This window comes from Actinomyces marseillensis (genome assembly GCF_900155605.1).
GTDB classification, from domain to species: Bacteria; Actinomycetota; Actinomycetes; order Actinomycetales; family Actinomycetaceae; genus Pauljensenia; species Pauljensenia marseillensis.
The window spans coordinates 107,209-133,362 of sequence record NZ_LT707420.1 but is presented as its reverse complement, the minus strand read 5'-3'; the positions used below and the strand labels follow the sequence as shown (position 1 = coordinate 133,362).

The following is a 26,154-nucleotide window of genomic DNA, read 5'->3' as shown; positions in this document are numbered from 1 at the left end:
GACTCCTGAGTCGCAACTGGACGTGCTCTCAAGAGCTGCGAGAAAGTGCAGTTTTCTCCCGATCTATCTCTTCGGATCATTAACGCAACGTGCATGTGCGTAAATTAAATAAGGGTGTGCGCTCGCTCACGGCCCCAAAGTGTTGTGCTCACGGACTTTTTGGCGTTCTTCAGCCCTTTGTGGACGCTGTGACTATCGTCGTCTAATGGACCCTGATTACATTCAGGTGCTTTATGGAGCGTTCAGGAGGAGTGGTGAGCCAGCAGGCCCAGGACATGAGTGCCGACGTCGTCGTAGTCGGCGCCGGCCCCGGCGGTGCATCGACCGCTTACCATCTGGCGACCCTTGGAATTGATGTCCTCCTTGTCGACAAGGCGCGTTTCCCGCGTGACAAGATCTGCGGTGATGGCCTGACTCCCGCTGCCGTTCAAGAACTCATCCTCATGGGTGTTGATACTTCTGGTTGGACGCGAAACCGCGGTCTGACGGTCATTGGAGGCGGCCACACAATCCACATGGAGTGGCCCGATCAGGCCTCGCTTCCCGGATACGGAATGACGCGCGCGCGCATGGACCTTGACCACGCGCTGGTTCAGCGTGCACAGAGTGCGGGAGCTCGCCTCGAAGAAGAACTGACCGTCACCGAGGTGATCCAAGATTCTGCCCACCGGGTGTGCGGCGTCCGCGCGCGCCGAGGCCGTGGCGCAAACACCCAGGATGTGACCATCCGCGCCAAGCTGGTCGTCGACGCCGGGGGAGTGTCTGCAAAGGTCGCCACCCGCCTCGGAATTGAAAAGAACCCCAAGCGCCCCATGGGAGTTGCCGCGCGCACCTACTTCCGTAGCCCTCGTGGAAATGAAGAGTGGATGGAATCCCACCTGGAACTGTGGGCCGGAGAACCCGGACACTCCGATCTTCTGCCCGGATACGGGTGGATTTTCCCCATGGGGGACGGAATCGTCAACGTTGGACTGGGGTCGGTATCTTCAACGGCCAGTGCAACAAGCCTGCCCTATCGCCAGGTTTTTGAGCAGTGGGTTGCCAACCTCCCCGAGGAATGGGGATTCACCCCCGAAAACCAGATCGGGCAGCTCCGTAGTGCAGCGCTTCCCATGAGCTTGAACCGCAAGCCTCACTACACCAACGGATTCCTTCTTGTCGGGGATGCCGGTGGAATGGTTTCTCCCTTTAACGGTGAAGGAATCGCACCTGCGATGAAGGCGGGGCGCTACGCTGCCGAAGCGATGGCTCAGGCTCTTTCGCGTACTCATCGGGCGGGAGTAGACCGCGCGATGAGTGCCTACCCGCAGCGAGTTCGCAACGAGTACGGCGGCTACTACCAGCTTGGGCGCGTCTTTGTTCGACTCATTGAAAACCCCAAGATCATGCGTCTGTGCACGACCTACGGTCTGCCCATCCCGCGCCTGATGACCTTGGTTCACAAGCTTCTGTCGGATGGATTCGAACGCCAAGGCGGCGATTTCGATGACCGACTGATTACGACCCTATCCAAGATGGTGCCATCAGCATGATGGCCACGAAGGTACACCCGATGTGGGAGGAACGATGACCAATCCCTATGTTCCGCTGCTGATCATGGCCGCAGCCGCCATGGTCCTTGCACTTGGCGGGCTGGGCGCATCCGCAATTCTGGGGCCAACGCGAAAGAACCGGACGAAGGCCGACAACTACGAATGCGGTATCGACCCCACCGAACAGCACCTGGAACGCGGACGTTTCCCCGTTCGCTACTACCTGGTCGCTATGACATTTATTGTCTTCGACATCGAAGTGGTGTTCATGTACCCGTGGGCCGTCAGCTTCAACCAGCTGGGACTCTTCGGATTGGTCGCCATGCTGACCTTCATCGCGGTGATCACCGTCCCCTATATCTACGAATGGCGCCGCGGCGGACTGGATTACTGAGGTAAGAGGAAAACAATGGGAATTGAAGAGAGCCTGCCTGCAGGCATTGCCCTGGCAAGCATGGAGAAAATCCTCGGTCTTGCTCGAAAGCACAGCCAGTGGCCGGTCACCATGGGCTTGGCGTGCTGCGCAATTGAAATGATGGCAGCCGGAACTCCGCGTTTCGACATGTCGCGTTTCGGCCTGGAAGTTTTCCGCGCTTCGCCGCGTCACTCCGACCTCATGATCGTCTCCGGACGAGTCTCCCATAAGATGGCCCCGGTTATTCGCCGTGTCTATGACTCAATGGCTGACCCGAAGTGGGTCATCTCCATGGGAGCTTGCGCATCTTCGGGCGGCATGTTCAATAACTACGCCGTCGTCCAGGGATGCGATCACATTGTTCCCGTCGATGTGTACCTTCCCGGCTGCCCGCCTCGTCCCGAGGCGCTGATTCACGCAATCCTCACCCTGCGTGAGCAGATCGGTAGCGAGCCGCTGGGGGCGCACCGTCGCGAAATCGCACGCAAGGCTGAGGCTGCAGCGCTTGCGGCAACCCCCACTCACGACATGAAGGGATTGCTGGCATGAGCGAAGAAATTAGCCGTTTTGGCGCAGCAGAACCCTCGGTGATCAAGAGCCGCCAGGGAATGTTCGGTGTTGCCGACCAGGGCGATACCACGGGCTTTTCTGAGCTCGAAACCGTTGCTGTGAGCGCCCCGGCCGCCACTCGTCCCTACGGTTCCTACTTCGACCAGATCGTTGATGTCCTCGAGGAACTCATCGAAGCCGATGGATTGGTCGTCACCGATGTCATCGAAAAGGTCGTCATCGAACACGGTGAACTCAGCATCTTCATTCCGCGCGAGCACATTCGCCGCGTTGCGCGCTATCTGCGCGATGACCAAGATCTGCGTTTCGAAATGTGCTTGGGAACCAACGGCGTGAACTACCCCGAAGATCGCGGCCGCGAGCTTCACGCCATTTACCCCTTCATGTCAATCACGCACAATCGCATGATTCGCTTGGAAGTCACCTGCCCGGACGCGGATCCGCACATTCCCTCGATCGTCGATATCTACCCGGCGAACGACTGGCAAGAACGTGAGACTTGGGACCTGATGGGCATCGTCTTCGATGGGCACCCCTCGCTGACGCGCACCGCTCTTCCCGATGACTGGGTAGGGCACCCCCAACGCAAGGACTACCCCTTGGGTGGTATTCCCGTGGAATTCAAGGGCGCAGTCAATGCCCCTGCCGACACCCGGAGGTCGTACAACTAATGACTACTCCTTCACTGCATGCGGCAGCATCAAGTGCGGGCCTGGACATTGAAGATGTCCCCGAGGTCCTGGCTCAAGGCGGCGACTGGGATGACGTCATCGCCGAGATTGAGCGCATCAACCACGAGCGCGTCGTTCTCAACATGGGTCCCGTTCACCCCTCAACCCACGGCGTTCTTCGCCTGATCCTCGAGCTGGATGGCGAAACCGTTCGTGAAACTCGAGTCGATACCGGATACCTGCACACGGGTATTGAAAAGACCATGGAATACCGCACCTGGACACAGGGCGTGACACTGTGCACCCGCATGGACTACGTCGCTCCCTTCTTCCAGGAAGTCGGCTACTGCTTGGCGGTCGAAAAACTTCTTGGCATTACGAATGATGTTCCCGAGCGTGCGAACTTGGTTCGTATTCTCCTCATGGAGCTCAACCGTATTGCCTCGCACATCGTTGCTATCGGCACCGGTGGTAACGAGCTGGGCGCGACGACGATGATGACCATCGCATTCAGGGGCCGCGAAGAAATCCTGCGAATCTTCGAGCGCATCACTGGTCTTCGTATGAATCACGCATTCGTGCGCCCCGGTGGAATTGCTCAGGACCTGCCCAGCGGCATGGTTCCCTATATCCGCGAGAAGCTCCCCAAGGTCCGCCACGACATCGGCGAGCTTCAGGATCTGGTTTTGGCTAACCCCATTTTTAAGCAGCGTTTCATTGGCGTCGGCTACATGCCCCTTTCCGCGATGATGGCCCTGGGATTGACCGGCCCCTCCCTGCGAGCAGCGGGTCTGCCTCAAGACTTGCGTAAGGACCAGCCCTACTGCGGTTACGAGAACTTCGAATTCGATGTCCCGACCTATGACTCGAATGATGCCTATAACCGCGTGCGCGTCCGCTTCGACGAGTGCTACCAGTCTCTGCGCATCGTCGAGCAGGTCCTGCGCCGCCTCGAAGAAACCGAAGGCCAGCCCGTTATGGTTTCTGACCCGCACATCAAGTGGCCCGCACAGCTCTCGGTCGCAACGGACGGCCAGGGTAACTCCGCGGAACACATCGCGAAGGTCATGGGAAGCTCGATGGAATCCCTGATTCACCACTTCAAGCTGGTCACCGAAGGCTTCAAGGTCCCCGCCGGTCAGGTCTACCAGACCGTCGAACACGCCAAGGGCATCTTGGGTGTCCACCTGGTCTCTGCTGGTGGAACCCGCCCCTTCCGCGCACACTTCCGCGACCCTTCATTCGCAAATCTGCAGTCTCTGGCCATGATGACGGAAGGCGGACAGCTCGCCGATGTCGTTGTTTCACTGGCCACTATCGACCCCGTTCTGGGAGGCGTTGATCGATGAGCTATCCCGTGGAAACCTATGAGCGCCTAGCAGGCGAGGCACGCGAAATCATCGCGCGCTACCCGCAGGGCCACTCTCGCTCCGCACTGCTTCCCATGCTTCACCTGGTCCAGTCTGAAGACGGCTACGTGAGCGCCAACGGAATCGCACTGTGCGCCGAGCTTCTGGGCATCACCCGTGCGGAAGTTTCGGCAGTTGCCACCTTCTACACCCAGTACAAGCGTCACCCCACCGGCGAATACCTCGTTGGCGTGTGCACCAATGCCCTGTGCGCTGTCATGGGCGGCGATGAAATCTGGGAGGCCGTCAGCGAAAAGGTCGGCGTCGGAACCGATGAAACTAACGAGGCCGGAACCATCACCCTTGAACGCCTCGAATGTAACGCGGCCTGCGATTACGCGCCCGTCGTCATGGTGAACTGGGAATTCTTCGACAACCAGACCCCTGAGTCGGCGTGTGCCCTCATCGATGACATCGAGGCCGGTAAGCCCCTGCACCCCACGCGCGGAAGTGCTGTGCTACCGACCTTCAAGGAAACCGAGCACGTTCTTGCCGGCTTCCTTGACGGACACGAACACGAAGGACCCAGCGCAGGCGAGGCCTCGACACTGGGACTGAGGATCGCTGAAGAACGCGGCTGGAGCGCTCCGGCTGATGTTCCCGCGGAAGAAGGAAAGGAGACGGACGGTGAGTGAAGCAACCGTGGCACTGACCCCGATTCTGACCCGCGGATGGGGAAGCGATCGCTCGTGGACTTTGGAGTCTTACCTGAGCCGAGGCGGCTATGAGGGCCTGAAGAAGGCTAAGACCATGGAGCCCGCCGAGATCGTTGAGACAGTGAAGGCCTCTGGCTTGCGAGGCCGTGGTGGCGCTGGATTCCCCACGGGCCTCAAGTGGTCCTTCCTTCCGCCCGATGACGGTCTTCCTCGTTACCTGGTGGTCAACGCCGATGAATCGGAACCGGGAACCTGTAAGGACATCCCGACAATTATGGCGAACCCTCACGTACTGATTGAAGGTATTGCGATCACCTCGCGCGCCATCAATTGCAACCACGCTTTCGTCTACCTGCGCGGCGAAGTCGTTCACGTCTACCGCCGCCTGATGAATGCGGTGAAGGAAGCCACTGAAGCCGGGCTTCTGGGCGATCTGCGCATCACCGCTCACGCCGGCGCCGGCGCATACATCTGTGGTGAAGAAACGGCTCTTCTGGATTCTTTGGAAGGCTTCCGCGGTCACCCGCGTCTCAAGCCCCCCTTCCCGGCTGTTGCGGGTCTGTACGCTCGCCCGACCGTTATTAATAACGTTGAGTCGATCAGCCAGGTGGCGGGAATTTTCCAAAACTCCGCGCAGTGGTACGCCTCGATGGGAACGGAAAAGTCCAAGGGACACGGTCTGTTCTCGATCTCAGGTCACGTGAAGAACCCGGGCCAATTTGAAGCTCCCTTCGGAATCACCATGCGCGAGCTCATCGAGCTTGCCGGCGGTATTCGCGAAGGACACCAGCTGAAGTTCTGGACTCCCGGTGGTTCCTCGACCCCGATCTTCACTGAAGCAGAACTGGACACTCCTTTGGATTACGAGTCCGTCGGTGCTGCCGGTTCAATGCTCGGTACCCGAGCCCTTCAGGTCTTCGATGAAACAACCTCTGTGGTTCGCGTGATCACCCGCTGGATTGAGTTCTACCAGCACGAATCCTGTGGTAAGTGCACGCCCTGTCGTGAAGGAACCTACTGGCTTAAGCAGATCATGCTCCGCCTTGAGGCTGGAAAGGGCCAGGAAGGCGATATCGATCTGTTGGACGAGATCGCACACAACATTTTTGGCCGAAGCTTCTGCGCCCTGGGCGATGCGGCAGCAACCCCGATCATGTCGGGAATTAAGAAGTTCCGCGAAGAATTCGAGGCCGGGCTGACGACGCCCGCGCGCGAATTGTTCCCCTACGAGGCCTCGAGCAACTTTGCCAAGGGAGGAGTTCGATGAGCGAGAACCTAGTAAAGGTCACAATCGACGACGTCGAATTGGACGTTCCCGCAGGCACCCTGGTGATCCGCGCGGCCGAGAAGGCCGGAATCCGTATCCCGCGGTTCTGTGATCACCCGCTGCTTGAGCCCGTCGCCGCATGCCGTCAGTGCTTGGTTGAGGTCGGAATGCCCGATCGCAATACGGGCGAGCTGCGTTTCATGCCCAAGCCTCAGCCTTCGTGTGCTCAGACTGTCACCCCCGGCATGGTCGTCAAGACCCAGCACACCTCCGAGGTTGCCCGTCGCGCCCAGGAAGGCGTGATGGAATTCCTGCTGATCAACCACCCGCTTGATTGCCCGATCTGCGATAAGGGCGGCGAATGCCCCCTGCAGAACCAAGCAATGAGCGAAGGCCGTGAGAGCTCGCGTTTCATCGACGCAAAGCGCACCTACCGCAAGCCCCTGAAGCTGACCTCGCAGATCCTGCTCGATCGCGAGCGCTGCATCCTGTGCCAGCGCTGCGTGCGCTTCGGTAAGGAAATCGCGGGCGACGTGTTCCTGGATCTTCAGGGACGAGGCGGCGGCACAGCGCCGACCGAGCATCATCACTTCATGGGTGAGCAGGTCGGCTCCTTCGATACCGCGGTCTTGGATTACTTCAACCCGCAGGAAAAGGACAACGTCCAGGCGGGAATTTCGGGCCCTTACGGTCAAGAAGGCATTATCGGTTCCCTCAATGAGGGCGATCTTGCCCCCAATGATCGTGATGTTTCGGGCCGCGCATTCGCCTCGTACTTCTCGGGAAATATCATCCAGATCTGCCCGGTTGGCGCTCTGACCTCTAATGATTACCGCTTCCGCGCACGCCCCTTCGACTTGGTATCTACCGCTTCGGTAACCGAGCACGATGCTTCCGGTAGTGCGATCCGCGTGGATATTCGCCGTGGTGAAGTTCTGCGACGCCTCGCCGGAAATGATCCCGAGGTCAACGAAGAGTGGATCACCGACAAGGACCGTTTTGCCTTCAGGTGGTCGGGCGCCCAGCGCCTTAATACTCCTTTCGTTCGCGAGAACGGTCAGCTTGTCCCGACCTCGTGGTCGGATGCCTTGGACCGTGTCCACCGCGCACTTGCCGGCCTTTCCGGTGATCAGGTTGGTTTCCTTCCCGGCGGTCGCCTGAGCTTTGAAGATGCCTGGGCATGGTCGAAGTTCGCACGCACCGTCGTGGGATCTGATTCCATCGACATGCGTTCGCGAAGCCACAGTGAAGAAGAGCGTTCATTCCTTGCCGCCCACGTGGCAGGCAGTGGTTTGGGCGTCACTTACTCGCAGCTTGAGAGTGCCGGCCAGGTCCTCCTGGTTGGGCTTGAGCCCGAGGACGAGTGCGGCGCGCTCTTCCTGCGGATGCGTAAGGCCACTCGCAAGGGCAAGCTCCGCGTTGCTTCTTTGGCCCCCATGACTTCCCGAGGCCTCGCCAAGCTTTCTGGAGAGCTGCTGCGTTGCGCTCCGGGTACCGAGGTCGAGGTTGCTGCAGCGATCGCTCCCGAAGGCGAATACGCCGAGCTCGCTGGGCGCCTCGAGGGTGGAGTCATCCTCGTTGGTGAACGAGCCAGCCGCACCCCCGGACTTCTCAGCGAAGTTGTCCGTCTCGCCCAGCGCTGCAAGGCACGCATCCAGTGGGTGCCTCGTCGTGCGGGTGAACGCGGTGGCCTCGAGGCCGGTCTTCTTCCCGGACTCCTGCCCTTTGGTCGTCCGGCGTCCAGCGCAGATGCGCGTGAGAGCCTTGCGTGGGGCGAAATCCCCGCAACTCGCGGACTCGACGCTTCGCAGATGCTGGAAGCTGCAACTGACGGCCGCTTGAAGGCCCTCGTCGTCGGTGGCGTTGACCTGCGCGATTTCGACGATCCGGCCGCTGCGCGAAAGGCGCTTGATCAGGTTGATTTCTTGGTGAGCCTTGAAGTTCGTCGCAGCGAGGTGACCGATCGCGCTGATGTGATCTTGCCGGTCGCACCGCCGCTTGAAAAGAACGGCACTTTCATCAACTGGGAAGGACGCCTGCGTCCCTTCGGTCAGGCAATCGCTTCTCGTGCACAGACCGACCGCCTTGTTTTCGATGCTCTTGCTCGCGAATTCGGCGTGGATCTTGGTCTTTCCGATCTGGTGAGCCTTTACGACCAGGTCAACCCGCTCATGAACTGGAGGGGTGAGCGCGAAGAATTCGCTCCTGCTCAAGACTCGCCGCTCGTTGAGCTCGCACAGGGACAGGCACTCCTCGCCACCCATAAGCCGATGCTCGATGCTGGTCGCCTGCAAGATGGCGCACACATGCTGGCTGGAAGCGCACGCCGCCCCGTCGTCTTCGCGGCACGCGCGACGGTAGCGGGCCTCGGCCTCGACGAAGGGGAACTGCTCACACTGAGCAGCCCGCGCGGAAGCGTGACACTTCCCCTGCAATTTGCTGATCTTCCGGAAGGAGTCGTCTGGGTGCCCGAGTGCTCCCAAGGCTCCCTCGTCCACGAATCACTGGGGAACTTCGGTTCTTCTGTCACCCTGAGCGCAAAGGGGGAGGTGGCCCGATGAACATGATCCCCATGGAAGTTCCCAACTATTCTCCCGCGGATTTTTCGCAGGAAACCTGGTGGTTGACAGTCCTCAAGGCCGTTTTCATCATTGTTTTCCTGATCCTCAACGTTTTGCTCGCACTGTGGGTTGAACGTCGAACGATCGGACGCATGCAGACTCGTCCCGGCCCGAATGTCGCCGGTCCCTTCGGCTTGTTCCAAGCAATTGCCGACGCCGTGAAGCTGCTCTTCAAGGAAGACATGTGGACGCGCAAGTCCGAGAAGTTCATCTACCTGCTTGCGCCTTCGGTCTCCGCATTCGCAGCCTTCAGTATCTTCGCCGTCATTCCGATGGGTCCGAATGTTTCGGTTTTCGGCCACTCAACGCCCCTGCAGCTAGCAGATATGCCGGTCGCTGCCCTGTACATCCTTGCGATTTCTTCGCTGGGCTTGTACGGCATCGTTCTGGGTGGTTGGTCCGCGTCCTCAACGCTTCCGCTCTACGGTGCGGTGCGTTCCTCAGCACAGGTGATCTCATACGAACTGTCGATGGGAATGTCCCTGGTTGCGGTCTTCCTCATGGCCGGTTCGATGTCGACTTCGCAGATCGTTGCATCCCAGGCGCAAACCTGGTGGTTCCTGCCCTTAGCACCGGCCTTCGTCATCTACCTGATCTCGATGGTCGGCGAAGTGAACCGTCTTCCCTTCGACCTTCCCGAAGCTGAAGGTGAATTGGTCGCCGGTCACATGACCGAGTACTCCTCAATGAAGTTCGGTTGGTTCTACCTGTCTGAATACGTCAACATGTTCAACGTTTCAGCGGTGGCAACGACCATGTTCTTCGGCGGATGGCACGCTCCGTGGCCGCTGTCGCACATCGAGTTCCTCAATAGCGGCTGGTTCGGCATGCTGTGGTTCTTCCTCAAGATGTGGTTCTTCATGATCCTCATGATCTGGACACGAAGCACCCTCCTGCGTTTCCGCTACGACCAATTTATGCAGCTGGGCTGGAAGCGCCTCATCCCGATTTCCTTGGCGTGGCTCGTCATGGTCGCCATCATTCGCGCCGTGACTCAGTGGGTCTCCCTCACCCTGCCTCAGCTCATCGGCGCGGTCGCCGGCATCTTCGTTGTCGCGCTGATCATCATGTGGTTCGCAGATTCGGCTGATGCCCGCAAGGAAGCCGCGAAGGAAGAAGAAGCACGCGCACGCCTGGAGAACTTCGATCCGATGGCCGACGGCTTCCCGGTGCCTCCGCTGCCCGGACAAAAGCTCCCGCCCTCGCCGCGCGCTTCGCGCGTGGTCAACGCAGTAATGGAGGAGACGAATGACTGAGCAGAACCAAAGCGAGAACTTGCGCTACGAGCAGGATCCCAAGGGGCCGATCGGTCAGTTCTTCGCGCCCTTCGCCGGGTACGGAGTGACCCTGTCCTCCTTCTTCCGCCCGACCGTTACTGAGCAGTACCCCTTCGAGGGCCCCTTCGTCGAACCGCGTTTCCACGGACGCCACCAGCTCAATCGCTACGCCGACGGCCTCGAAAAGTGCGTCGGTTGCGAATTGTGTGCGTGGGCGTGCCCCGCGGATGCGATCTACGTCGAGGCCGCATCCAACACTCCCGAGGAACAGTACAGTCCCGGGGAACGCTACGGCCGCGTCTACCAGATCAACTATCTGCGTTGCATTTTCTGCGGTTATTGCATCGAGGCCTGCCCGACTCGAGCGCTCACAATGGGTCATGACTTCGAGCTGGCCGAATACACTCGCGCAGACGATATCTACGAGAAGGACCAGCTCCTAGTTCCCCTCTCCGAGGGAATGCTTCAGCCTCCTCACCCTCAGGTCGAAGGACTCTCCGACGGTGACTATTACCGAGGCGAAGTCCACGGCCCCACGCAGATGCAGATCGACTGGGTGCGCGAGCGCCGCCCCGAAGATCCTTCCCTTGCTACTGCACGTCCCGTCTACGAGGAGGCACGTCAGTCATGACCCTCATGAATTGGCCCGAAATGGCATCAACAGGGGAGGCGATCCTCTTTGGCTGCGTGGCAGTGTTCATGATTGCCTGCGCCTTGGGAGTGCTCTTCTTTAAGAAAGCCGTCCACTGTGCGATTTGCATGGTCGGAGTCATGCTCGGCTTGGCCGTCCTCTACCTGATGCACGGAGCAGCTTTCTTGGGAACTGTCCAGGTTGTCGTTTACACCGGCGCCATTATGGTTCTCTTCCTCTTCGTCATCATGATGATTGGTCTGGGAGCATCCGACAATTACGCGCAGCAATCGCGCGGACGCATCATCACCTCGGTGCTCATCGCTCTGGGCTTGGCAGCTGTCGTTATCGGAGCTGTTGCCCGCTCGCGTGCAACGGGCTCCTCTGATTCCTTGAGCTCTGAGCCCTACTCGAACGCTCCGATCACCGACTTGGCAGCGACGCTGTTCTCGCGCTACTGGTTCTCAATGGAACTTGCGGGAATCTTGCTCATCACCGCGGCCATCGGCGCGATGCTGCTCACTCACTCCGATCAGCTCGGCCCGGTCCTCACCCAACGCACAACCGCAGAAGCGAAGATGCGCGCCTTTAAGGCCTCGGGACGCAGGATCGGTCAGCTTCCCGCCCCCGGTGTGTACGCGCACTCCAACGCGGTCGATGTTCCCGCGATCTCCGGCGAAACGCACGGCCCAGTCGAAGCCTCGGTCCCCAGGGTCTTGCGCGTGCGCGGCTTGGAGCGTGTCATTGGGCAGGTCGAACCCGAGGTCGCGCAGTCTCTGGCGCTTGCCAAGAGCGGCGCTCTTGAGGACACGATCTTCGATCCCACACACCCGCAGACTCGTCAGCGTTCGCAGGCTTGGGGTATGCCCGGTGCGCCCGCCCCGAGTGGCTTGAACCAGCCCCTTGCCAGCGATAGCAGTGAAGAAGGGAAGGAAGAAGAATGAGCCTTGCAGCCTACCTCGTGCTCTCGGGGATCCTCTTTGCGATCGGTGCAGCGATTGTTCTGGTCCGTCGCAGCGCAGTGATCTCCTTGATGGGAGTCGAGCTCATGCTCAACTCCGCCAATCTTGCCTTCGTAACCTTCGCGCGAATCCACGGAAACGTCAGTGGAGAAATCATGGCCTTCTTCGTCATGGTTGTTGCTGCAGCTGAAGTCGTGGTCGGACTGGCAATCGTTGTGTCCATCTTTAAGTCACGCGTTACCACCAACGTTGACGACCTCGATCTTCTGAAGAACTGAGGAGTAAGCCGGAATGACCTTTACACTGCTGAATGCTGTGGCCCAAGCCGCAGCTCCAGTCGAGGCTACGGGAGTCTTCTCCTGGGCTTGGCTGATGATCGCAATTCCAGCTGCCTCCAGTGCGATTCTTCTTGTGCTGGGACGCCGCTCAGATCGCTGGGGTCACCTGCTGGCAACCGTGGCATCATGGGCCGCCTTCGCGGTGGGCGTGGCGGTTATCGCCACAATGCTCTCCCTCCCCGCTCAAGGACAGCGAATCGCGCTTCCCCTGTTCTCGTGGATTCCCGCGGGAGACTTCTCCGTTGACTTCGGATTGATGCTCGACCCGCTGTCGATGACCTTCGTCATGCTGGTCACCTTCGTTGGGTCTCTCATCCACGTCTACGCGATCGCGTACATGGAGCACGACACGGATCGTCGTCGCTTCTTCGCCTACCTCAACCTCTTCATCGCCGCGATGCTCATCCTGGTTCTGGCGGACTCCTACGCGGGTCTCTTCGTCGGCTGGGAAGGAGTGGGCTTGGCCTCGTACCTTCTCATCGGTTTCTGGAACCACGTTCCTGCCAATGCGGTTGCTGCAAAGAAGGCCTTCGTCATGAACCGAGTGGGCGATATGGGCCTGCTCATCGCCATGATGGCAATGGTCGCGAACTTCTCGACCGTCAACATGGATAAGGTCAACTCGATGGTCGTCTCGATCTCGCCGGTGCAAGCAACCATCATTGGTTTCTTCCTCTTGGTGGGTGCCTGCGGTAAGTCCGCTCAGTTCCCGCTGCAGGCGTGGCTCGGCGATGCAATGGCTGGCCCGACCCCCGTGTCCGCGCTTATCCACGCGGCAACGATGGTCACCGCCGGTGTCTATCTCATTGTTCGCTCGGGTGCGATCTTCCAGGCTTCGCCCGTTGCTGCGACCGCGGTTGTTATCGTCGGTGCAATCACACTGCTCTTCGGCGCGATCGTCGGCTGCGCGAAGGACGATATGAAGAAGGTGCTCGCAGCATCCACTATGAGCCAGATCGGCTACATGATGCTCGGCGCAGGTCTTGGTCCCATCGGTTGGGCCTTTGCGATCTTCCACCTCTTCACCCACGGCTTCTTCAAGGCCCTCATGTTCCTTGGCGCGGGTTCGGTGATGCACGGCATGAACGACCAAGTCAATATGCGTCGCTTCGGCGCACTGCGCACCGCCATGAAGGTCACGTGGATCACCTTCGCATTCGGCTGGCTTGCGATCTTGGGCGTCCCGCCCTTCTCGGGCTTCTTCTCCAAGGACAAGATCATCGAAGCGGCTTTCGGGGCTACCACCTTTGCGGGCCACGAGGCCGTCTGGGCCGGTTGGGTCTTCGGTATCGTGACCATGGTCGGCGCTGGAATCACCGCCTTCTACATGTCGCGACTGTTCTTTATGACCTTCCACGGCACCGCTCGTTGGACGACCGAAGCTGAAGGCTCGGGCGTGCATCCGCACGAATCCTCTCCTTTGATGACCGTCCCGATGATCATTCTGGCGATCGCGGCCGCCGCTATCGGTGGAGTTCTCTCAATCGGAAACGCTTTTACGACGTGGCTCCAGCCTTCGCTGGGCGAGGTTGAGCACGCTCATCCCGTTGCCCCAGAAATCGCAATTCAGGTCGTCACCTTGCTTCTGGTGCTTGCGGGCGCTGGCCTTGCGTGGATGATGTACGGACGTCGTGAGGTTCCCACCGCAATTCCTGCGGGTAATGCGCTCACGCGTGCTGCTCGCCAGGATCTCTACCAGGATTCGGTGAATGAGGCACTCTTCATGACTCCGGGTATTGCTCTGGTTAAGGCCGCAACTCTTGGCGATGACAAGGCGATTGACGGCATCGTTCACGTGGTGGAAAAGGCATCAACGGGTGCTGGACGCGCGGTGGGTGCTACCCAGTCCGGACGCGTGCGCACCTATGCCTCCTACATTCTTGGCGGGGTAGTCCTTGCCCTGGCCGCCGTCTTGGCATTCACGCTGTGAGGAAGTAAGAGTTATGCAGATTTCTCAAATGACCAGCGCGCCACTTCCGTGGCTGTCGATTCTTGTCGCACTTCCCGCGCTGGGTGCCTTGATGCTCGCGATGATCCCCGCCCTGCGTCGCGCCGGGCGTACCTTCGCCCTGATCTTGTCGGTGTGTGAACTTGCCGCGGCCATCGTGGCGTTTGTCAGCGCCTTCGATTGGTCGTCTTCCTCCACCTATCAGCTTTCCGAGGCCTACTCCTGGATTCCCCAGATGGGCCTGAGTTGGGCGGTGGCCGTGAATGCACTGGGTGCGGTCATGATTCTTCTTGCCGTCGCCTTGGTTCCCCTGGTCGTGCTGGCCGCTTGGAACGACGATGAAGACGAGGCAAAGGCAGGGGCTTATTTCGGATGGGTGCTGCTTCTTGAAGCATTCATGGTGCTGATCTTTGCGGCTTCCGATGTCCTGCTCTTCTACCTGGCCTTCGAAGGAATGCTCGTTCCGCTCTTCGTCATGATCGGTCGTTACGGAGTCGGCGAAAAGAAGGCTCGTCAGCGTGCTGCGATGAAGTTCCTTCTCTTCTCTCTGGCCGGTGGTCTGGTGATGCTCGGTGGCCTCGTTGCCATCTGGGCGCTGGCTGCTCGCCGCGGAGATACCCTCTTCCGCCTCGATATGCTGGCTTCGGGGACGGTGAATCTCCCTGTGGGAATTCAGGTCGGTCTCTTCCTGACCTTCTTCATTGCCTTTGCGATTAAGGCCCCCATGGTCCCGGTTCACACCTGGCTTCCCGATACTGCTCAGAATGCTCGCCCGGGCACCTCGGTGCTCCTTGTTGGCGTTCTCGATAAGGTCGGAACCTTCGGCATGATCACCCTGTGCTTGCGCTTGTTCCCGCTCGGAGCGGCCAGCCTACAGTGGTGGATCTGCGGCTTCGCGGTGGCCTCGATTTTGTGGGGTGGCCTGGCTGCCATCGGACAAAACGACATCATGCGTCTGGTGTCCTACACCTCGGTCTCGCACTTCGGCTTCATGGTCCTCGGTATCTTCATCGGCTCGCAGATCGCACTGACCGGCGCCATGGTTTACATGGTCGCTCACGGTGTGTCGATCGCAGCGATGTTCCTCCTTTCCGGTTGGCTTTCCGCACGAGGCGGCACCCAAGACATGCGCGAGTACGGCGGTATGCAGCGCGTGAGCCCGGTCCTGGCAGGCTTGTGGCTCTTCTCGGGTCTGGCTTCAGTCGCGCTTCCCGGCCTGTCCGGATTCGTCCCCGAGTACCTGGTTCTCATGGGAACGTGGAAGGTCTCGACGATGCTCGCGCTCTTCGCAGTACTCGGCGTGATTCTGGCCGCGCTGTACATGCTGATGCCTTACCAGCGAGTCTTCACCGGCCCGCCGCGAGCTGGAAAGGATCAGATTGCTGATCTGAACGCACGCGAGAAGACCGTTATGACCCCGCTAGTCATTGCGATGCTCGTCTTGGGCATCTGGGCGGCGCCGTTGGTTTCCGCTCTGACGCCGATTGCGACGCAGGGCGAACAGCTGATGACCGCTGCAAGTGCAATTTTGAGTGAAGGGAGCGCACAGTGAATTCTGTGGCAACAGCCGTGACGTTCACGGTCCCCGAGATTTCCTGGGCTGCACTTGCGCCCATCCTGTGCGTCCTTGGTGGCGGTATCCTCGCGGTTCTCGCTGAGTCTTTCGTGCCGGTGCGTGCGCGCCGCTCGAGTGTCATCGGAATCGCTCTTGTTGCACTCATTGCTTCGGCGGTTGCCCTGGTCATGCGCTGGGCAGTGGTCACAGTGACCCCCTCGTCACTGGGGGAGTACATTGACGATCCTTTGACGATCGCCGCGCAGGGCATTCTTGTCCTGATTGCCTTCTTCGCGGTCCTCGTCATTGCTGATCGTTCCGAGGCCGGCGACGGCGCCTTTGCCGGACAGCCTTCGGACCGCCCCGGTTCCTCTGATGAGGAGCGCTCGGACGCGAAGGGTTACCAGCGTTCTGAAATGTTTGCTCTGGTTCTTTTCTCGACCGGCGGCATGATGATCTTCCCGGCAGCGAATTCCTATATTGCACTTTTCGTTGCTCTGGAAGTGATGTCTCTTCCTCTGTACATCCTGGCTGCGACCGCGCGTCGGCGTCGTCAGCTCTCGCAGGAAGCTGCGCTGAAGTACTTCATTCTTGGTGCGTTCTCCTCGGGCTTCATGCTCATGGGTTCAGCTTTCCTCTACGGTTACTCCGGTTCGCTCATCATCTCCGATGCAGCTACCCCGACCCCGCAGACGGCTGGAATGCACGTGCTCTTGCTGATGGGCACTGTCATGGTGATGGTCGGCTTGCTCTTCAAGGTTGGCGCAGCTCCCTTCCACGCGTGGACTCCCGATGTTTACACCGGTGCTCCAACTCCCGTGACGGGCTTCATGGCTGCCGCGGTTAAGCTCGCAGCCTTCGGCGCAATGCTTCGTTTCTTCCAGGTTGTGGCAGCTCCCCTGCAGTGGAGCCTGATTCCGATCATGATCGTTGTCGTTGTCTTGACCATGCTGGTTGGAACTTTCGCAGGCCTCGTGCAAATGGACGTCAAGCGCATGCTTGCCTACTCGTCGATCGCTCACGCGGGCTTCATCCTCTTGGGTATTCTCTCGCTGGTGCGCTACTCAGCTGGTCACGTACTCTTCTATGTCTTGGCCTACGCGGTGGCGACCGTTGGAGCCTTCGGCGTGATCACCCTGGTTCGTTCCAGTGACAGCGAGGGAAATATCGGCGGCGAAGTGACGGATCTGCGCCGCTGGGCGGGACTGGGGAAGACCAACCCCGGCTTGGCCTCGGCAATGCTGATCTTCCTGCTTTCCTTTGCGGGTATTCCTTTCACGGGCGGCTTCATTGCGAAGTTCGTCGTCTTCTCGGATGCTTTCGCGGGTGGATACGTCTGGCTGGTCGCGCTTGCGCTTGCCTGCTCGGCTGTCACGGCCTTCTTCTACTTCCGTCTGGTTCGCGTGATGTTCTTCATGCAGCCGCGTGAGGACGTCGAGGTCGTTCGCTCTGAAGGTTTCGCTGGTGTTGCGATCACCGTGTGTGCTGTGGGTACGATTGCCCTTGGACTCTTCCCGAGTCCGGTTCTGTCTCTACTCAATCAGGTGGTTGTGCTTCTCCCGTGAGCGCCGTAATCGATTTACACGTTCCTGATCTCGAGGCCCGAATTCTTCCGGGCCTCGAGGCCGTTGAGGACCGTTTGCACCGTTCCGTCAGTGATTCCAGGGACTTGGTCACTGAACTCACCAGTCATTTGGCTCAGGCCGGTGGCAAGCGCATGCGTCCCTTGCTCACGCTGGTTGCAGCGCAATTCGGCGACCCCCAGCGCGCTCTGAGCGATGAGGTCCTCACCGCAGCAACGGGCATTGAACTCACGCACTTGGCATCGCTCTACCACGACGATGTCATGGATTCTGCCCCGACTCGTCGCGGAGTTCCCTCGGCTCAGCATCTGTGGGGGAATAACCGCGCGATCTTGGCCGGCGATATTCTTTTCGCTCGAGCTTCTGCGATGATCGCGACTTTGGGTGATGAAACGGTTCGCCACCACGCCATCACTTTCGAGCGCCTGTGCATGGGCCAGCTCAATGAGACTTTCGGTCCTGAAGAGGGCGATGATCCCCTGACTTTCTATATCCAGGTTCTTGCCGACAAGACTGGTTCCTTGGTGGCATCGGCTGCGGCCTTCGGTGCGATGCACGCTGGCGCGGATCAAGTGACCATCGAAGCGCTCACGCAGTTCGGAGAACGCCTGGGCGTTGCCTTCCAGATCGCAGATGATGTGATCGATCTTGGGCCCGCCGAAGGACAGTCGGGAAAGACCCCGGGAACGGATCTTCGCGAAGGCGTGGATACCCTTCCCGTGCTGCTGCTTCGCCGCGCGCAGTCCAATGGCAATCTGGATCCCGAAGGTCAGAAGATCTTGTCGATGCTGGGTGGGGATTTGTCCTCGGACGAGGCTTTGGCTGCTGTGGTTGCGCGGCTGCGTGGGCATCAGGTCGTCACCCAGACCCGTAAGCTTGCTCATGAGTGGTGCGAAAGCGCACTGGAATGCATCGCCGATCTTCCCGAGGGTGAAGCAAAGCAGGCGCTTATTGCCTTCGCGCACTTGATGGTCGATCGCGTCGCCTAAGTCCTCTCGGCTGCTCCCGAGGTCGTGTGATTGTAGGATTGGAGCAGGATAAGGGGCTGCGCGTGGGCGTAGCCGGAGAAGAGGATCACGCGTGAGCACCTACAACGTTGCCGTTATCGGCGCAGGCCCTGCGGGCATTTATGCATCTGACATTCTGTCCAAGTCCGGTTTGGATGTGAATATCGATCTGTTCGAACGGCTCCCCGCCCCCTACGGCTTGGTGCGCTACGGCGTTGCCCCGGACCACCCGCGAATCAAGCAGATTATCGTCGCCCTCTACAAGATTCTTCAGCGCGGCGATATTCGTCTGCTTGGAAACGTTGAGGTAGGTCGCGACATCACCATCGAGGATCTCCACGCCCACTACGATGCGATCATCATTGCCACGGGCGCTGATCGCGATGCTCCGCTGAACATTCCGGGCGTTGATCTTCCGCAGTCCTACGGTGCTGCCGATTTCGTCTCTTGGTATGACGGACATCCGGATTACCCCCGTACGTGGCCTCTTGAAGCAAAGTCCGTTGCCGTGCTGGGCGTCGGAAACGTTGCACTGGATGTTTCGCGCGTCTTGGCCAAGCACGTTGAGGACATGCTGGTCACTGAGATCCCTGAAAACGTCGCCAAGGGCTTGGCTGAAAACCCGGTTACGGATGTGCATGTTTTTGGTCGCCGCGGCCCTGCGCAGGTAAAGTTCACCCCGCTTGAACTACGTGAATTGGGACATGTTCCCGATGTTGACATCATTGTCTCTGAGGACGATTTCGACTTCGATGAGGGCTCTGAGGAAGCCCTGCGGGCCTCGAACCAGCAGCGTCAGGTCGTCAAGACCTTGACCAACTACGCGATGGAAGATCCCGAATCGCACACTGCTTCGCGCCGCATCCACATTCACCTTTTCCAGTCGCCGGTTGAGATCCTTGCCGATGAGGATGGAAACGTCAGTGCAATTCGTACCGAGCGCACTGAGCTCACGGGGGACGGCTCCGTACGCGGAACCGGTGTTATCACGACCTGGCCCGTTCAGGCGGTTTATCGCGCGATTGGCTACTATTCTTCGCCGGTCCCAGGACTGCCTTTTGACAAGCGCGCAGGCGTTGTCCCCAACGTCGAGGGACGCGTGATTGATTCGGACACAACACAAGATCCCGATGCTCCGGTGGTTCAGGGCGTGTACGCGACCGGTTGGATTAGGCGTGGCCCTGTCGGCCTGATCGGTTCGACGAAGTCGGATGCTCAACAGACTATTTCTCACCTCGTCGAGGACGCGGAGGCAGGTCGCCTGCACGCAACTTCTTCCGAGGTTGGTCACGAGGCCATGGTTGCTCTGCTTCGTGAGCGTGGCGTGGAGTTCACCACCTGGGAGGGATGGGAGCTTCTTGACGCTTACGAGGCCGCGCTGGGTGAGAAGTACGGTGAGCTTCCCGGTGGCCGTGGTGGGCGTGAACGTATCAAGGTTGTCTCGCGTCGCGCGATGACCGATGTGTCTTTGGGTAAGGACCAGGTCCACGAGGATCTCATTGGTCAGATGGGGGAGATGGGTGTTCCTTCTGCTCCCGAGCGTTTCGAGGATTACTCGGGGCCCAGTCGCATCTAGCGCTTAAGCCGCACAAAGGAGGATTATGCGCACGCGTCACTATCACAACGGTTTCAAGACCGCCCTGCTCCTCGGGGGAATGTGGGCCCTGCTCTTGCTCATCGGCTCGGGCATCGCCTATGGAACCGGCCGCGCGGTGTGGATTTTCATCTTCGCAGGAATCGGCTTGCTTCAGACGGCATGGTCCTATTGGAATTCAGCGACCATGGCCCTGCGTTCGATGAACGCCTACCCGGTTACCGAAGCTCAGCAACCGGCGATGTATCGCATTGTCCGCGAGCTTTCTCAAACGGCTGGACAGCCAATGCCGACGCTGTGGGTCGCGCCGACCATGACTCCCAATGCTTTTGCGACAGGACGTAACCCGGCAAATGCTGCGGTGTGCTGCACGGAAGGGATCTTGCAGCTGCTCAACGAGCGTGAGTTGCGCGGAGTGTTGGGACATGAGCTCATGCATGTCTACAACCGCGACATTCTGACTTCCTCCGTTGCGGCTGCGATGGCGGGCGTGGTGACCTCGATTGCTCAGTTCCTCATGTTCTTCGGTGGGGGAAATCGCCGTGATCGTGAGGGCGGGGGACTGGCAGTGATTGGCTCGCTCGTCCTTGCCTTGGTTGCGCCTTTTGCTGCGACACTCATCCAGTTTTCTCTCTCGCGTACGCGCGAATTTGACGCCGATGAAGACGGTGCTCTTCTGACGCAAGACCCGCTGGCGCTCGCTTCTGCATTGAAGAAGCTTGAGAGTGGAAACTCACAGTATCCGCTTGCGCCCACCCCGCAGACGCAGAATGTTTCGGCGATGATGATTGCCAATCCCTTCAGGGGAGGGGGAATTCGTAATCTCTTCTCGACGCACCCGCCGATGGATCAGAGAATCGCACGTCTCGAGCAGATTGCCGGTTACTAATGCCAAGCTTTGTTCAGTGTCAGTAAAGCTGATCAAGCTGAGCCGCGTAAGCTTGCGCGGCAACTGAATAGACGTATGTGGGGGCATCTAGCGCAGTGCTAGATGCCCCCACAGCTATACGAGTATTCGAAGAGTCTTAGCGATAATTGACGAACTGAAGGGCTACGTCAAGCTTTTCTCCGGAAGGGCCCTTGAGAAGGGCGATCACTGCCTGAAGGTCATCGCGTGACTTGGAGGAAACGCGGATTTCATCTCCTTGGATCTGTGCCTTCACTCCCTTGGGGCCCTCGTCGCGAATCAGTTTTGTGATCTTCTTCGCAACATCCTGCTCGATCCCTTCGCGCAGAGGGGCAACGAGGCGGTAGATCTTGCCCTGTGCCTTAGGCTCACGATCCTTGAGATCAAGCGCTTTAAGTGAAACTCCGCGGCGAATAAGCTTTGTCTGCAAGACGTCGACGATAGCCATGACGCGCTCAGGGGTGTTCGCCTCCATTTCGATGGCGTCACCAACCAGCCGAATCGAAGCGTCAACATTGCGGAAATCGTAGCGAGTTGAGACCTCTTTTGCGGCTTGATTGACCGCATTATCGACTTCCTGGCGGTCCAATTTGGAAACGATGTCAAACGATGAATCTGCCATGATCATCCTTTCTTTGTGCGTTGTGGCGCACTTCGGTCACTTTGATTGGCGCAGTGCCGGGTCATTCTGCTATTCTTCCACAGCACCGATTTTTTCGGCGTATGGCAGGTTTCCAGAGCGGCCAAATGGATCTGACTGTAAATCAGACGCTTCGTGCTTCGGGGGTTCGAATCCCTCACCTGCCACGGTCTCTTCGAGACTCGTTGTGATGTCATTCTCAATCACAGGAATTGCATTGTGGTTCCATTTTGAGTTAGGCTTCTCGGCGTTGCCCCGATAGCTCAGTCGGCAGAGCGTCTCCATGGTAAGGAGAAGGTCAAGGGTTCGATTCCCTTTCGGGGCTCAGGTCGCGGCTACAGCCGCAGCCGCTGCGGCGGGGTAGCTCAGCTGGTCAGAGCGCACGACTCATAATCGTGAGGTCGCGGGTTCGAGCCCCGCCCCCGCTACCAGACCAACGAAGAGTCGCACGCCGACATAAGCAAAAGCAAAAGGGGAATCACCGTGGCAAGCAAGTCTCAGGACGTTCGCCCCAAGATCACTCTGGCATGCTCGGAGTGCAAGGAGCGCAACTACATCACCAAGAAGAACCGTCGTAACACGCCGGATCGTCTTGAACTGCAGAAGTTCTGCCCGCGTTGCCGCAAGTCTACGCTTCACCGCGAGACCCGCTGACGGCGTCGCGCTAACCCCGAGGAACGTAAGGTCCTCGGGGATTTTTGTTATCCCGGGGGCGTTGGTGTTTTATTCTTTCGCCTATGACTACTCGTGGTGAACCCCGTCAGATTCTTGCCCCTATCGGCTCGGGTGAGGTGCGTATTCCGGCGATTGTTACTGTGGCCAGCGGGCGCATAATTCTCTTCTATGACGAACGCCCAGCCCCAGCCTCGGGAAATGGATCGGACTTCAACGGGCTCACTATGGCCTCGGACCTGCCCAACCCGAACAAAATTCACTGGATGGAACGCACTGCGGCAGGGGAGTGGTTGGCTCCGCGCGATCTTCCTCTTGCCCTTCCTGCGATTACCTCTGATGCATGTGTGGGGATCGATTGCGACGGTCTTCTGCACTTGGCTTGCGCTTCGACTCGTGGTCGAGTGGGATACATGGATTCGCGTGCCGATGGTGAGCGTCTCCAGACGATTCTTGCGTGGGGGAGCGGCCCGGAGGATCTGCGTGTGACGGATCTGACGGATGAGCTTTACCGGGAGAGTGGGGCGGATGCGCTCTTCGCGACCTCTGGGTCAACAGTGAGTTTCGATGGCGCAGTATTGATTCCTTATGTTGTGCGCGTTGGGAAGGAGACTCATATTCGAGTTGTTGCCCTTCGAGCGGGGAGTATTGAATGGATTTCAGATCCCCTTGTGGGTCCTGAGGACATTCTGCTCGACGAAACAACGCTCACCGTGTGGGATGGCCGCGTTGTTGCGAATTGCCGCCTCCAAGGATTTGAAGGACGAGGCGCAGGTGGGCGCTACCTCGCCTGGGGGGATGGCCGCAGCTGGGCTGGCGGGCAGCTGTGGGAGTGTGAGGACCCCGGGTGCAACGCGAAGGCAATGGGGGATCTCTTTGTCCACCCCCATTCGCTTTCGGCGCGCGAACGCGGCGCGGTCCTTCGCCTGACGCCTCCGTGGGAAGGTGCGGTGCGTGCGGAGTGTGTTGCCTCTCTTGGGATCGGGGGCTTTGGCTACAGTGATGCCTTGCGCTCCGGGGACGAGGCCGTGGTTGTCTTTGAGCGCGATTGCGGTGTGTGGGAGGCGGTTCTGCGCCTGAGTGAGGCAGCTGTTTCCTGAGCTCTCTGTGAGTGTTTGCGCACCTCTTCGGAGTATTTTGACGAATGTTGTTTTACCCCTTGCGAAAATTTGTCAGACAACATATGCTTGCTTCAGCGGACGTGATTCACGGACCGCACATCCCATTTCTCGAAGATGAGGAGCGAGAACATGCGTATGCGCAAACACTTCGCAACCGGTGCTGCAATGGCAGCAGCGGCAACCATGGTCCTGACCGCCTGTGGCGGCGGATCTTCCACTTCACCATCAACCAGCAGCAGTAGCTCAGACTCAGGCGCACCCAAGGGCACCATCACCGTGGGTTCCGCCTACGAGACCACTGACTACAGCCCGATCACCACCTCGGCACTCGGCATGGGCGCAAACTGGCAGGTCCTCGAAGGCCTGTACCGCTTCGACATGTCCGACTACTCGGTCAGCCCCGCGCTGGCTGCCGGTGACCCCGTGAAGGTCTCCGACACCGAGTACGAGATTGCCCTGCGCGACGGAGCCAAGTTCTCTGACGGCACCGATGTCAAGGCAGCAGACGTTGTGAGCTCCTACGAGCGCACCACTGGCGACAAGTCCATCTTCCGTCAGTTCTTCACCTTCGTGGATTCCGTTTCCGCGAAGGATGACAAGACCGTCACCGTCAAGCTGAAGTACCCCTTCTCCAACCTGAAGGAGCGCTTCGTCAACGTTCACGTCGTTCCCTCGGGCATGAGCGAAGACGCACTCAAGGCCAAGCCCGTTGGCACCGGCCCCTACAAGTACGAGGCAATCTCGGCGACCGAAATCACCGCTGTTCCCAACGAGCACTACAACGGCAAGACCCCCGCGAAGGCAGCCACCCTCAAGTGGAGCGCCCTCAAGGATGACGCAGCACGCCTGTCCGCCGCCCTCGGTGGCAGCATTGACGTGATGGAAGCCGTTCCCGCCGCAGCGCAGGATCAGCTCAAGGCAGCAGGCTGGAACGTCGAAGCCAAGCCCGGCTACGGCAACCCCTTCATGATGTTCAACACCCAGAAGGCTCCTTTCGACAAGCCTGAGGTGCGCCGCGCATTCATCAAGGCCATCGACAAGCAGAAGCTGATCTCTTCGGCTCTGAATGGTCAGGCTGTGGAAGCCAAGTCCTTCCTGCCCGAAGCAAACCCGGCCTACAAGAAGCCCGCAACCGACCTGTCCTACGACAAGGACGCAGCCAAGAAGCTGCTTGCCGATGCTGGCGCTTCCGATATGACGGTCAACCTGGTGACGACGGACCACCCGTGGGTTCTCTCCCTGGTTCCCCAGATCAAGTCCGATCTCGAGGCACTGGGCCTGAAGGTCAACCACCAGCAGATGGCTTCCTCGGCTCTCTACTCGACCGTGACCGATGTTGACAACCCGACCTACGATGTCGTTCTGGCCCCCGGTGACCCCTCGGTCTTCGGCACCGACCCCGGCATCATCGTTTCCTGGTGGAACGGTGACAACGTGTGGACCAAGAAGCGTGACGGCTGGCAGGTTTCGGATCCCGAATCCTTCAAGAAGCTGCAGGGCCTCATGGATGAGGCCGTTCAGCTCGACGGTGATGCTGCCAAGGCTAAGTGGGGCGAGGTTCAGGATCTGCTCGCCGAGCAGACCGTGATCTACCCGCTGGTCTTCCGCAACATGATCACCGCCTCCAACCCCAAGAAGGTTGACGGATTCAAGGCGATTTCCTCCACCGGCCTGCAGCTGCTTGGAGTAAGCGCGAAGTAAAGCCCTAGCAGGCTTTCGACGAAAGGAGGGGTGGGATGCCCACCTTGGCCTCATGCCACAGTGGGACCCCACCCCTCCTTCATTTTGCTCAATTCCGCTTGACATGGAGGTCTAGCAGTGAATAACCTTCTGCGCCTTATCGCGCGACGACTGGTGGCGCTGCCGATCATGGTGGTCGGCGTGTCATTCCTCGTCTTCTTCATCATGTCGCTGTCTCCCATTGACCCCGCCTACTCGGCACTGGGCGAGACAGCCACTCCCGAAGCTCTCGAAGCGTACCGCGTTGAACGCGGACTCAACGAGCCCTTCTTCACCCAATACGGAACGTATCTGTGGAACATGCTTCACGGTGATCTCGGTCTGTACGCAACCGGCACGGATTACCACGTGAGTGATCTGGTCGCGCAGGCGCTGCCTGTCACCCTTCAACTCACCTTCTTGGGTCTGTTGTTCGCAGTCGTTATCGCTTTCCCCCTCGGCGTCATTGCTGCCCTCTACCGCGATCGCTGGCCCGATCAGCTGATCCGCGTGATCTCGGTGATCTGCATTGGTACCCCTTCCTTCTGGCTGGCAGCGCTGCTGGTCTTGGCTTTCGTCGGTGGTTCCATCCCGGTTTCCGGTCCTATTCCTGCATTCGGCGTCGATCCCGCGGGTTGGTTCCTCCGATTACTTCTTCCCGCTATCGCACTGGCTGTCCCTGTGATCGGACAAATGACCCGCGTCGTGCGTACCTCAATGGTTGAGGAACTCGACCGCGACTACGTCCGTACCGCAATCGGTGCAGGCATTCCCAAGCGTGTTGTCGTTGCCCGCAACGTTTTGCGCAATGCGCTCATCACTCCCGTGACTGTTCTCGGTCTGCGTATCGGCTACCTCATGGGTGGTGCCGTCGTCATTGAAATCATCTTCGCCATTGATGGCATGGGTAAGCTCGTGCTCCTCAAGGGCATCCAAGAGAACTGGGTGACCCTGGTGCAAGGTGGCGCCTTGGTCGTCGCAATCGCCTTCATCATCGTCAACATCATCGTTGACATGCTCTACCTGCTCATCAACCCGCGTATTAGGTCGGTGTGAGTC

23 protein-coding genes and 3 tRNA genes are annotated in these 26,154 nt (G+C 59.2%); 25 read left to right on the top strand and 1 reads right to left on the bottom strand.

Translation table 11 applies throughout. From position 1 onward, the window contains the following. The first annotated feature begins 233 nt into the window (after window positions 1-233). The 18 genes from BQ8011_RS00570 (at window position 234) to htpX (ending at window position 20,925) form a co-directional block, all read left to right on the top strand. Window positions 234-1,532, top strand: a complete 1,299-nt coding sequence (locus BQ8011_RS00570; protein ID WP_072456608.1) for a geranylgeranyl reductase family protein — start codon at window positions 234-236, stop codon at window positions 1,530-1,532. Window positions 1,533-1,566: 34 nt separating this feature from the next. After that, on the top strand, window positions 1,567-1,926 hold the full coding sequence (locus tag BQ8011_RS00565) for an NADH-quinone oxidoreductase subunit A (protein ID WP_019126942.1): 360 nt from the start codon (window positions 1,567-1,569) through the stop codon (window positions 1,924-1,926). 15 nt (window positions 1,927-1,941) lie between these two features. Beyond that, entirely contained in the window at window positions 1,942-2,496 is a 555-nt protein-coding gene (locus tag BQ8011_RS00560) for an NADH-quinone oxidoreductase subunit B (RefSeq protein WP_034502318.1), read from the top strand. Further along, window positions 2,493-3,188, top strand: a complete 696-nt coding sequence (locus BQ8011_RS00555; RefSeq protein WP_072456605.1) for an NADH-quinone oxidoreductase subunit C — start codon at window positions 2,493-2,495, stop codon at window positions 3,186-3,188. Before BQ8011_RS00560 ends, BQ8011_RS00555 begins: the two co-directional genes overlap by 4 nt. Further along, window positions 3,188-4,537 carry an NADH-quinone oxidoreductase subunit D gene (locus BQ8011_RS00550; protein WP_072456602.1) on the top strand — a complete coding sequence of 450 codons (1,350 nt, stop codon included), beginning with the start codon at window positions 3,188-3,190 and terminating at the stop codon, window positions 4,535-4,537. The genes BQ8011_RS00555 and BQ8011_RS00550 overlap by 1 nt, the downstream gene beginning before the upstream one ends. Beyond that, window positions 4,534-5,232, top strand: coding sequence for an NADH-quinone oxidoreductase subunit NuoE (nuoE, locus tag BQ8011_RS00545; protein ID WP_072456599.1), 699 nt, complete (start codon window positions 4,534-4,536; stop codon window positions 5,230-5,232). The genes BQ8011_RS00550 and nuoE overlap by 4 nt, the downstream gene beginning before the upstream one ends. Then, on the top strand, window positions 5,225-6,520 hold the full coding sequence (gene nuoF, locus BQ8011_RS00540; RefSeq protein WP_072456597.1) for an NADH-quinone oxidoreductase subunit NuoF: 1,296 nt from the start codon (window positions 5,225-5,227) through the stop codon (window positions 6,518-6,520). The genes nuoE and nuoF overlap by 8 nt, the downstream gene beginning before the upstream one ends. Next, window positions 6,517-9,081, top strand: coding sequence for an NADH-quinone oxidoreductase subunit G (locus BQ8011_RS00535; protein WP_072456594.1), 2,565 nt, complete (start codon window positions 6,517-6,519; stop codon window positions 9,079-9,081). Before nuoF ends, BQ8011_RS00535 begins: the two co-directional genes overlap by 4 nt. After that, on the top strand, window positions 9,078-10,397 hold the full coding sequence (nuoH, locus tag BQ8011_RS00530; RefSeq protein WP_072456591.1) for an NADH-quinone oxidoreductase subunit NuoH: 1,320 nt from the start codon (window positions 9,078-9,080) through the stop codon (window positions 10,395-10,397). Before BQ8011_RS00535 ends, nuoH begins: the two co-directional genes overlap by 4 nt. Then, complete coding sequence (gene nuoI, locus BQ8011_RS00525) at window positions 10,390-11,049, top strand: NADH-quinone oxidoreductase subunit NuoI (protein ID WP_072456588.1); 660 nt, start codon at window positions 10,390-10,392, stop codon at window positions 11,047-11,049. Before nuoH ends, nuoI begins: the two co-directional genes overlap by 8 nt. Continuing rightward, complete coding sequence (locus BQ8011_RS00520; protein ID WP_072456585.1) at window positions 11,046-11,993, top strand: NADH-quinone oxidoreductase subunit J; 948 nt, start codon at window positions 11,046-11,048, stop codon at window positions 11,991-11,993. The genes nuoI and BQ8011_RS00520 overlap by 4 nt, the downstream gene beginning before the upstream one ends. Then, complete coding sequence (gene nuoK, locus BQ8011_RS00515) at window positions 11,990-12,289, top strand: NADH-quinone oxidoreductase subunit NuoK (RefSeq protein ID WP_009408608.1); 300 nt, start codon at window positions 11,990-11,992, stop codon at window positions 12,287-12,289. The genes BQ8011_RS00520 and nuoK overlap by 4 nt, the downstream gene beginning before the upstream one ends. Window positions 12,290-12,302: 13 nt before the next feature. Next, window positions 12,303-14,279: an NADH-quinone oxidoreductase subunit L gene (gene nuoL, locus BQ8011_RS00510; protein ID WP_072456582.1), complete on the top strand. Its 1,977-nt coding sequence runs from the start codon at window positions 12,303-12,305 to the stop codon at window positions 14,277-14,279. A 28-nt stretch (window positions 14,280-14,307) separates the two neighbouring features. Next, window positions 14,308-15,849 carry a complex I subunit 4 family protein gene (locus BQ8011_RS00505; protein WP_072457804.1) on the top strand — a complete coding sequence of 514 codons (1,542 nt, stop codon included), beginning with the start codon at window positions 14,308-14,310 and terminating at the stop codon, window positions 15,847-15,849. Beyond that, the gene (gene nuoN / locus BQ8011_RS00500) at window positions 15,846-17,417 is read left to right on the top strand and encodes an NADH-quinone oxidoreductase subunit NuoN (protein ID WP_072456579.1); all 1,572 of its coding nucleotides are present in this window, start codon (window positions 15,846-15,848) and stop codon (window positions 17,415-17,417) included. The genes BQ8011_RS00505 and nuoN overlap by 4 nt, the downstream gene beginning before the upstream one ends. Next, window positions 17,414-18,424 (top strand): polyprenyl synthetase family protein, encoded by a 1,011-nt coding sequence (locus BQ8011_RS00495; RefSeq protein ID WP_072456577.1) that lies wholly within the window; start codon window positions 17,414-17,416, stop codon window positions 18,422-18,424. Before nuoN ends, BQ8011_RS00495 begins: the two co-directional genes overlap by 4 nt. 91 nt (window positions 18,425-18,515) lie before the next feature. Continuing rightward, a complete protein-coding gene (locus BQ8011_RS00490; RefSeq protein ID WP_072456574.1) occupies window positions 18,516-20,018 on the top strand; it encodes an FAD-dependent oxidoreductase in 1,503 nt (500 codons plus the stop codon). Window positions 20,019-20,043: 25 nt separating this feature from the next. Next, window positions 20,044-20,925 carry a zinc metalloprotease HtpX gene (htpX, locus tag BQ8011_RS00485; protein WP_072456572.1) on the top strand — a complete coding sequence of 294 codons (882 nt, stop codon included), beginning with the start codon at window positions 20,044-20,046 and terminating at the stop codon, window positions 20,923-20,925. Window positions 20,926-21,061: 136 nt separating this feature from the next. Here htpX and BQ8011_RS00480 read toward each other — a convergent pair whose 3' ends face one another. Beyond that, window positions 21,062-21,565: a YajQ family cyclic di-GMP-binding protein gene (locus tag BQ8011_RS00480; RefSeq protein WP_072457802.1), complete on the bottom strand. Its 504-nt coding sequence runs from the start codon at window positions 21,563-21,565 to the stop codon at window positions 21,062-21,064. Between the two features lie 103 nt (window positions 21,566-21,668). Between BQ8011_RS00480 and BQ8011_RS00475 the strand changes: the two genes are divergently transcribed. The 7 genes from BQ8011_RS00475 (at window position 21,669) to BQ8011_RS00445 (ending at window position 26,151) form a co-directional block, all read left to right on the top strand. Then, window positions 21,669-21,750, top strand: a tRNA-Tyr gene (locus BQ8011_RS00475). An 85-nt stretch (window positions 21,751-21,835) separates the two neighbouring features. After that, window positions 21,836-21,908, top strand: a tRNA-Thr gene (locus BQ8011_RS00470). Between the two features lie 29 nt (window positions 21,909-21,937). Further along, window positions 21,938-22,014: transfer RNA gene (locus tag BQ8011_RS00465), tRNA-Met, on the top strand. 52 nt (window positions 22,015-22,066) lie between these two features. After that, window positions 22,067-22,237, top strand: a complete 171-nt coding sequence (gene rpmG / locus BQ8011_RS00460; RefSeq protein ID WP_034502432.1) for a 50S ribosomal protein L33 — start codon at window positions 22,067-22,069, stop codon at window positions 22,235-22,237. 83 nt (window positions 22,238-22,320) lie between these two features. Next, window positions 22,321-23,355, top strand: coding sequence for a sialidase family protein (locus tag BQ8011_RS00455; RefSeq protein ID WP_072456570.1), 1,035 nt, complete (start codon window positions 22,321-22,323; stop codon window positions 23,353-23,355). Between the two features lie 150 nt (window positions 23,356-23,505). Next, entirely contained in the window at window positions 23,506-25,077 is a 1,572-nt protein-coding gene (locus BQ8011_RS00450) for an ABC transporter substrate-binding protein (RefSeq protein WP_072456567.1), read from the top strand. Window positions 25,078-25,194: 117 nt separating this feature from the next. Next, the gene (locus BQ8011_RS00445) at window positions 25,195-26,151 is read left to right on the top strand and encodes an ABC transporter permease (RefSeq protein WP_072456564.1); all 957 of its coding nucleotides are present in this window, start codon (window positions 25,195-25,197) and stop codon (window positions 26,149-26,151) included. Window positions 26,152-26,154: the final 3 nt, after the last annotated feature.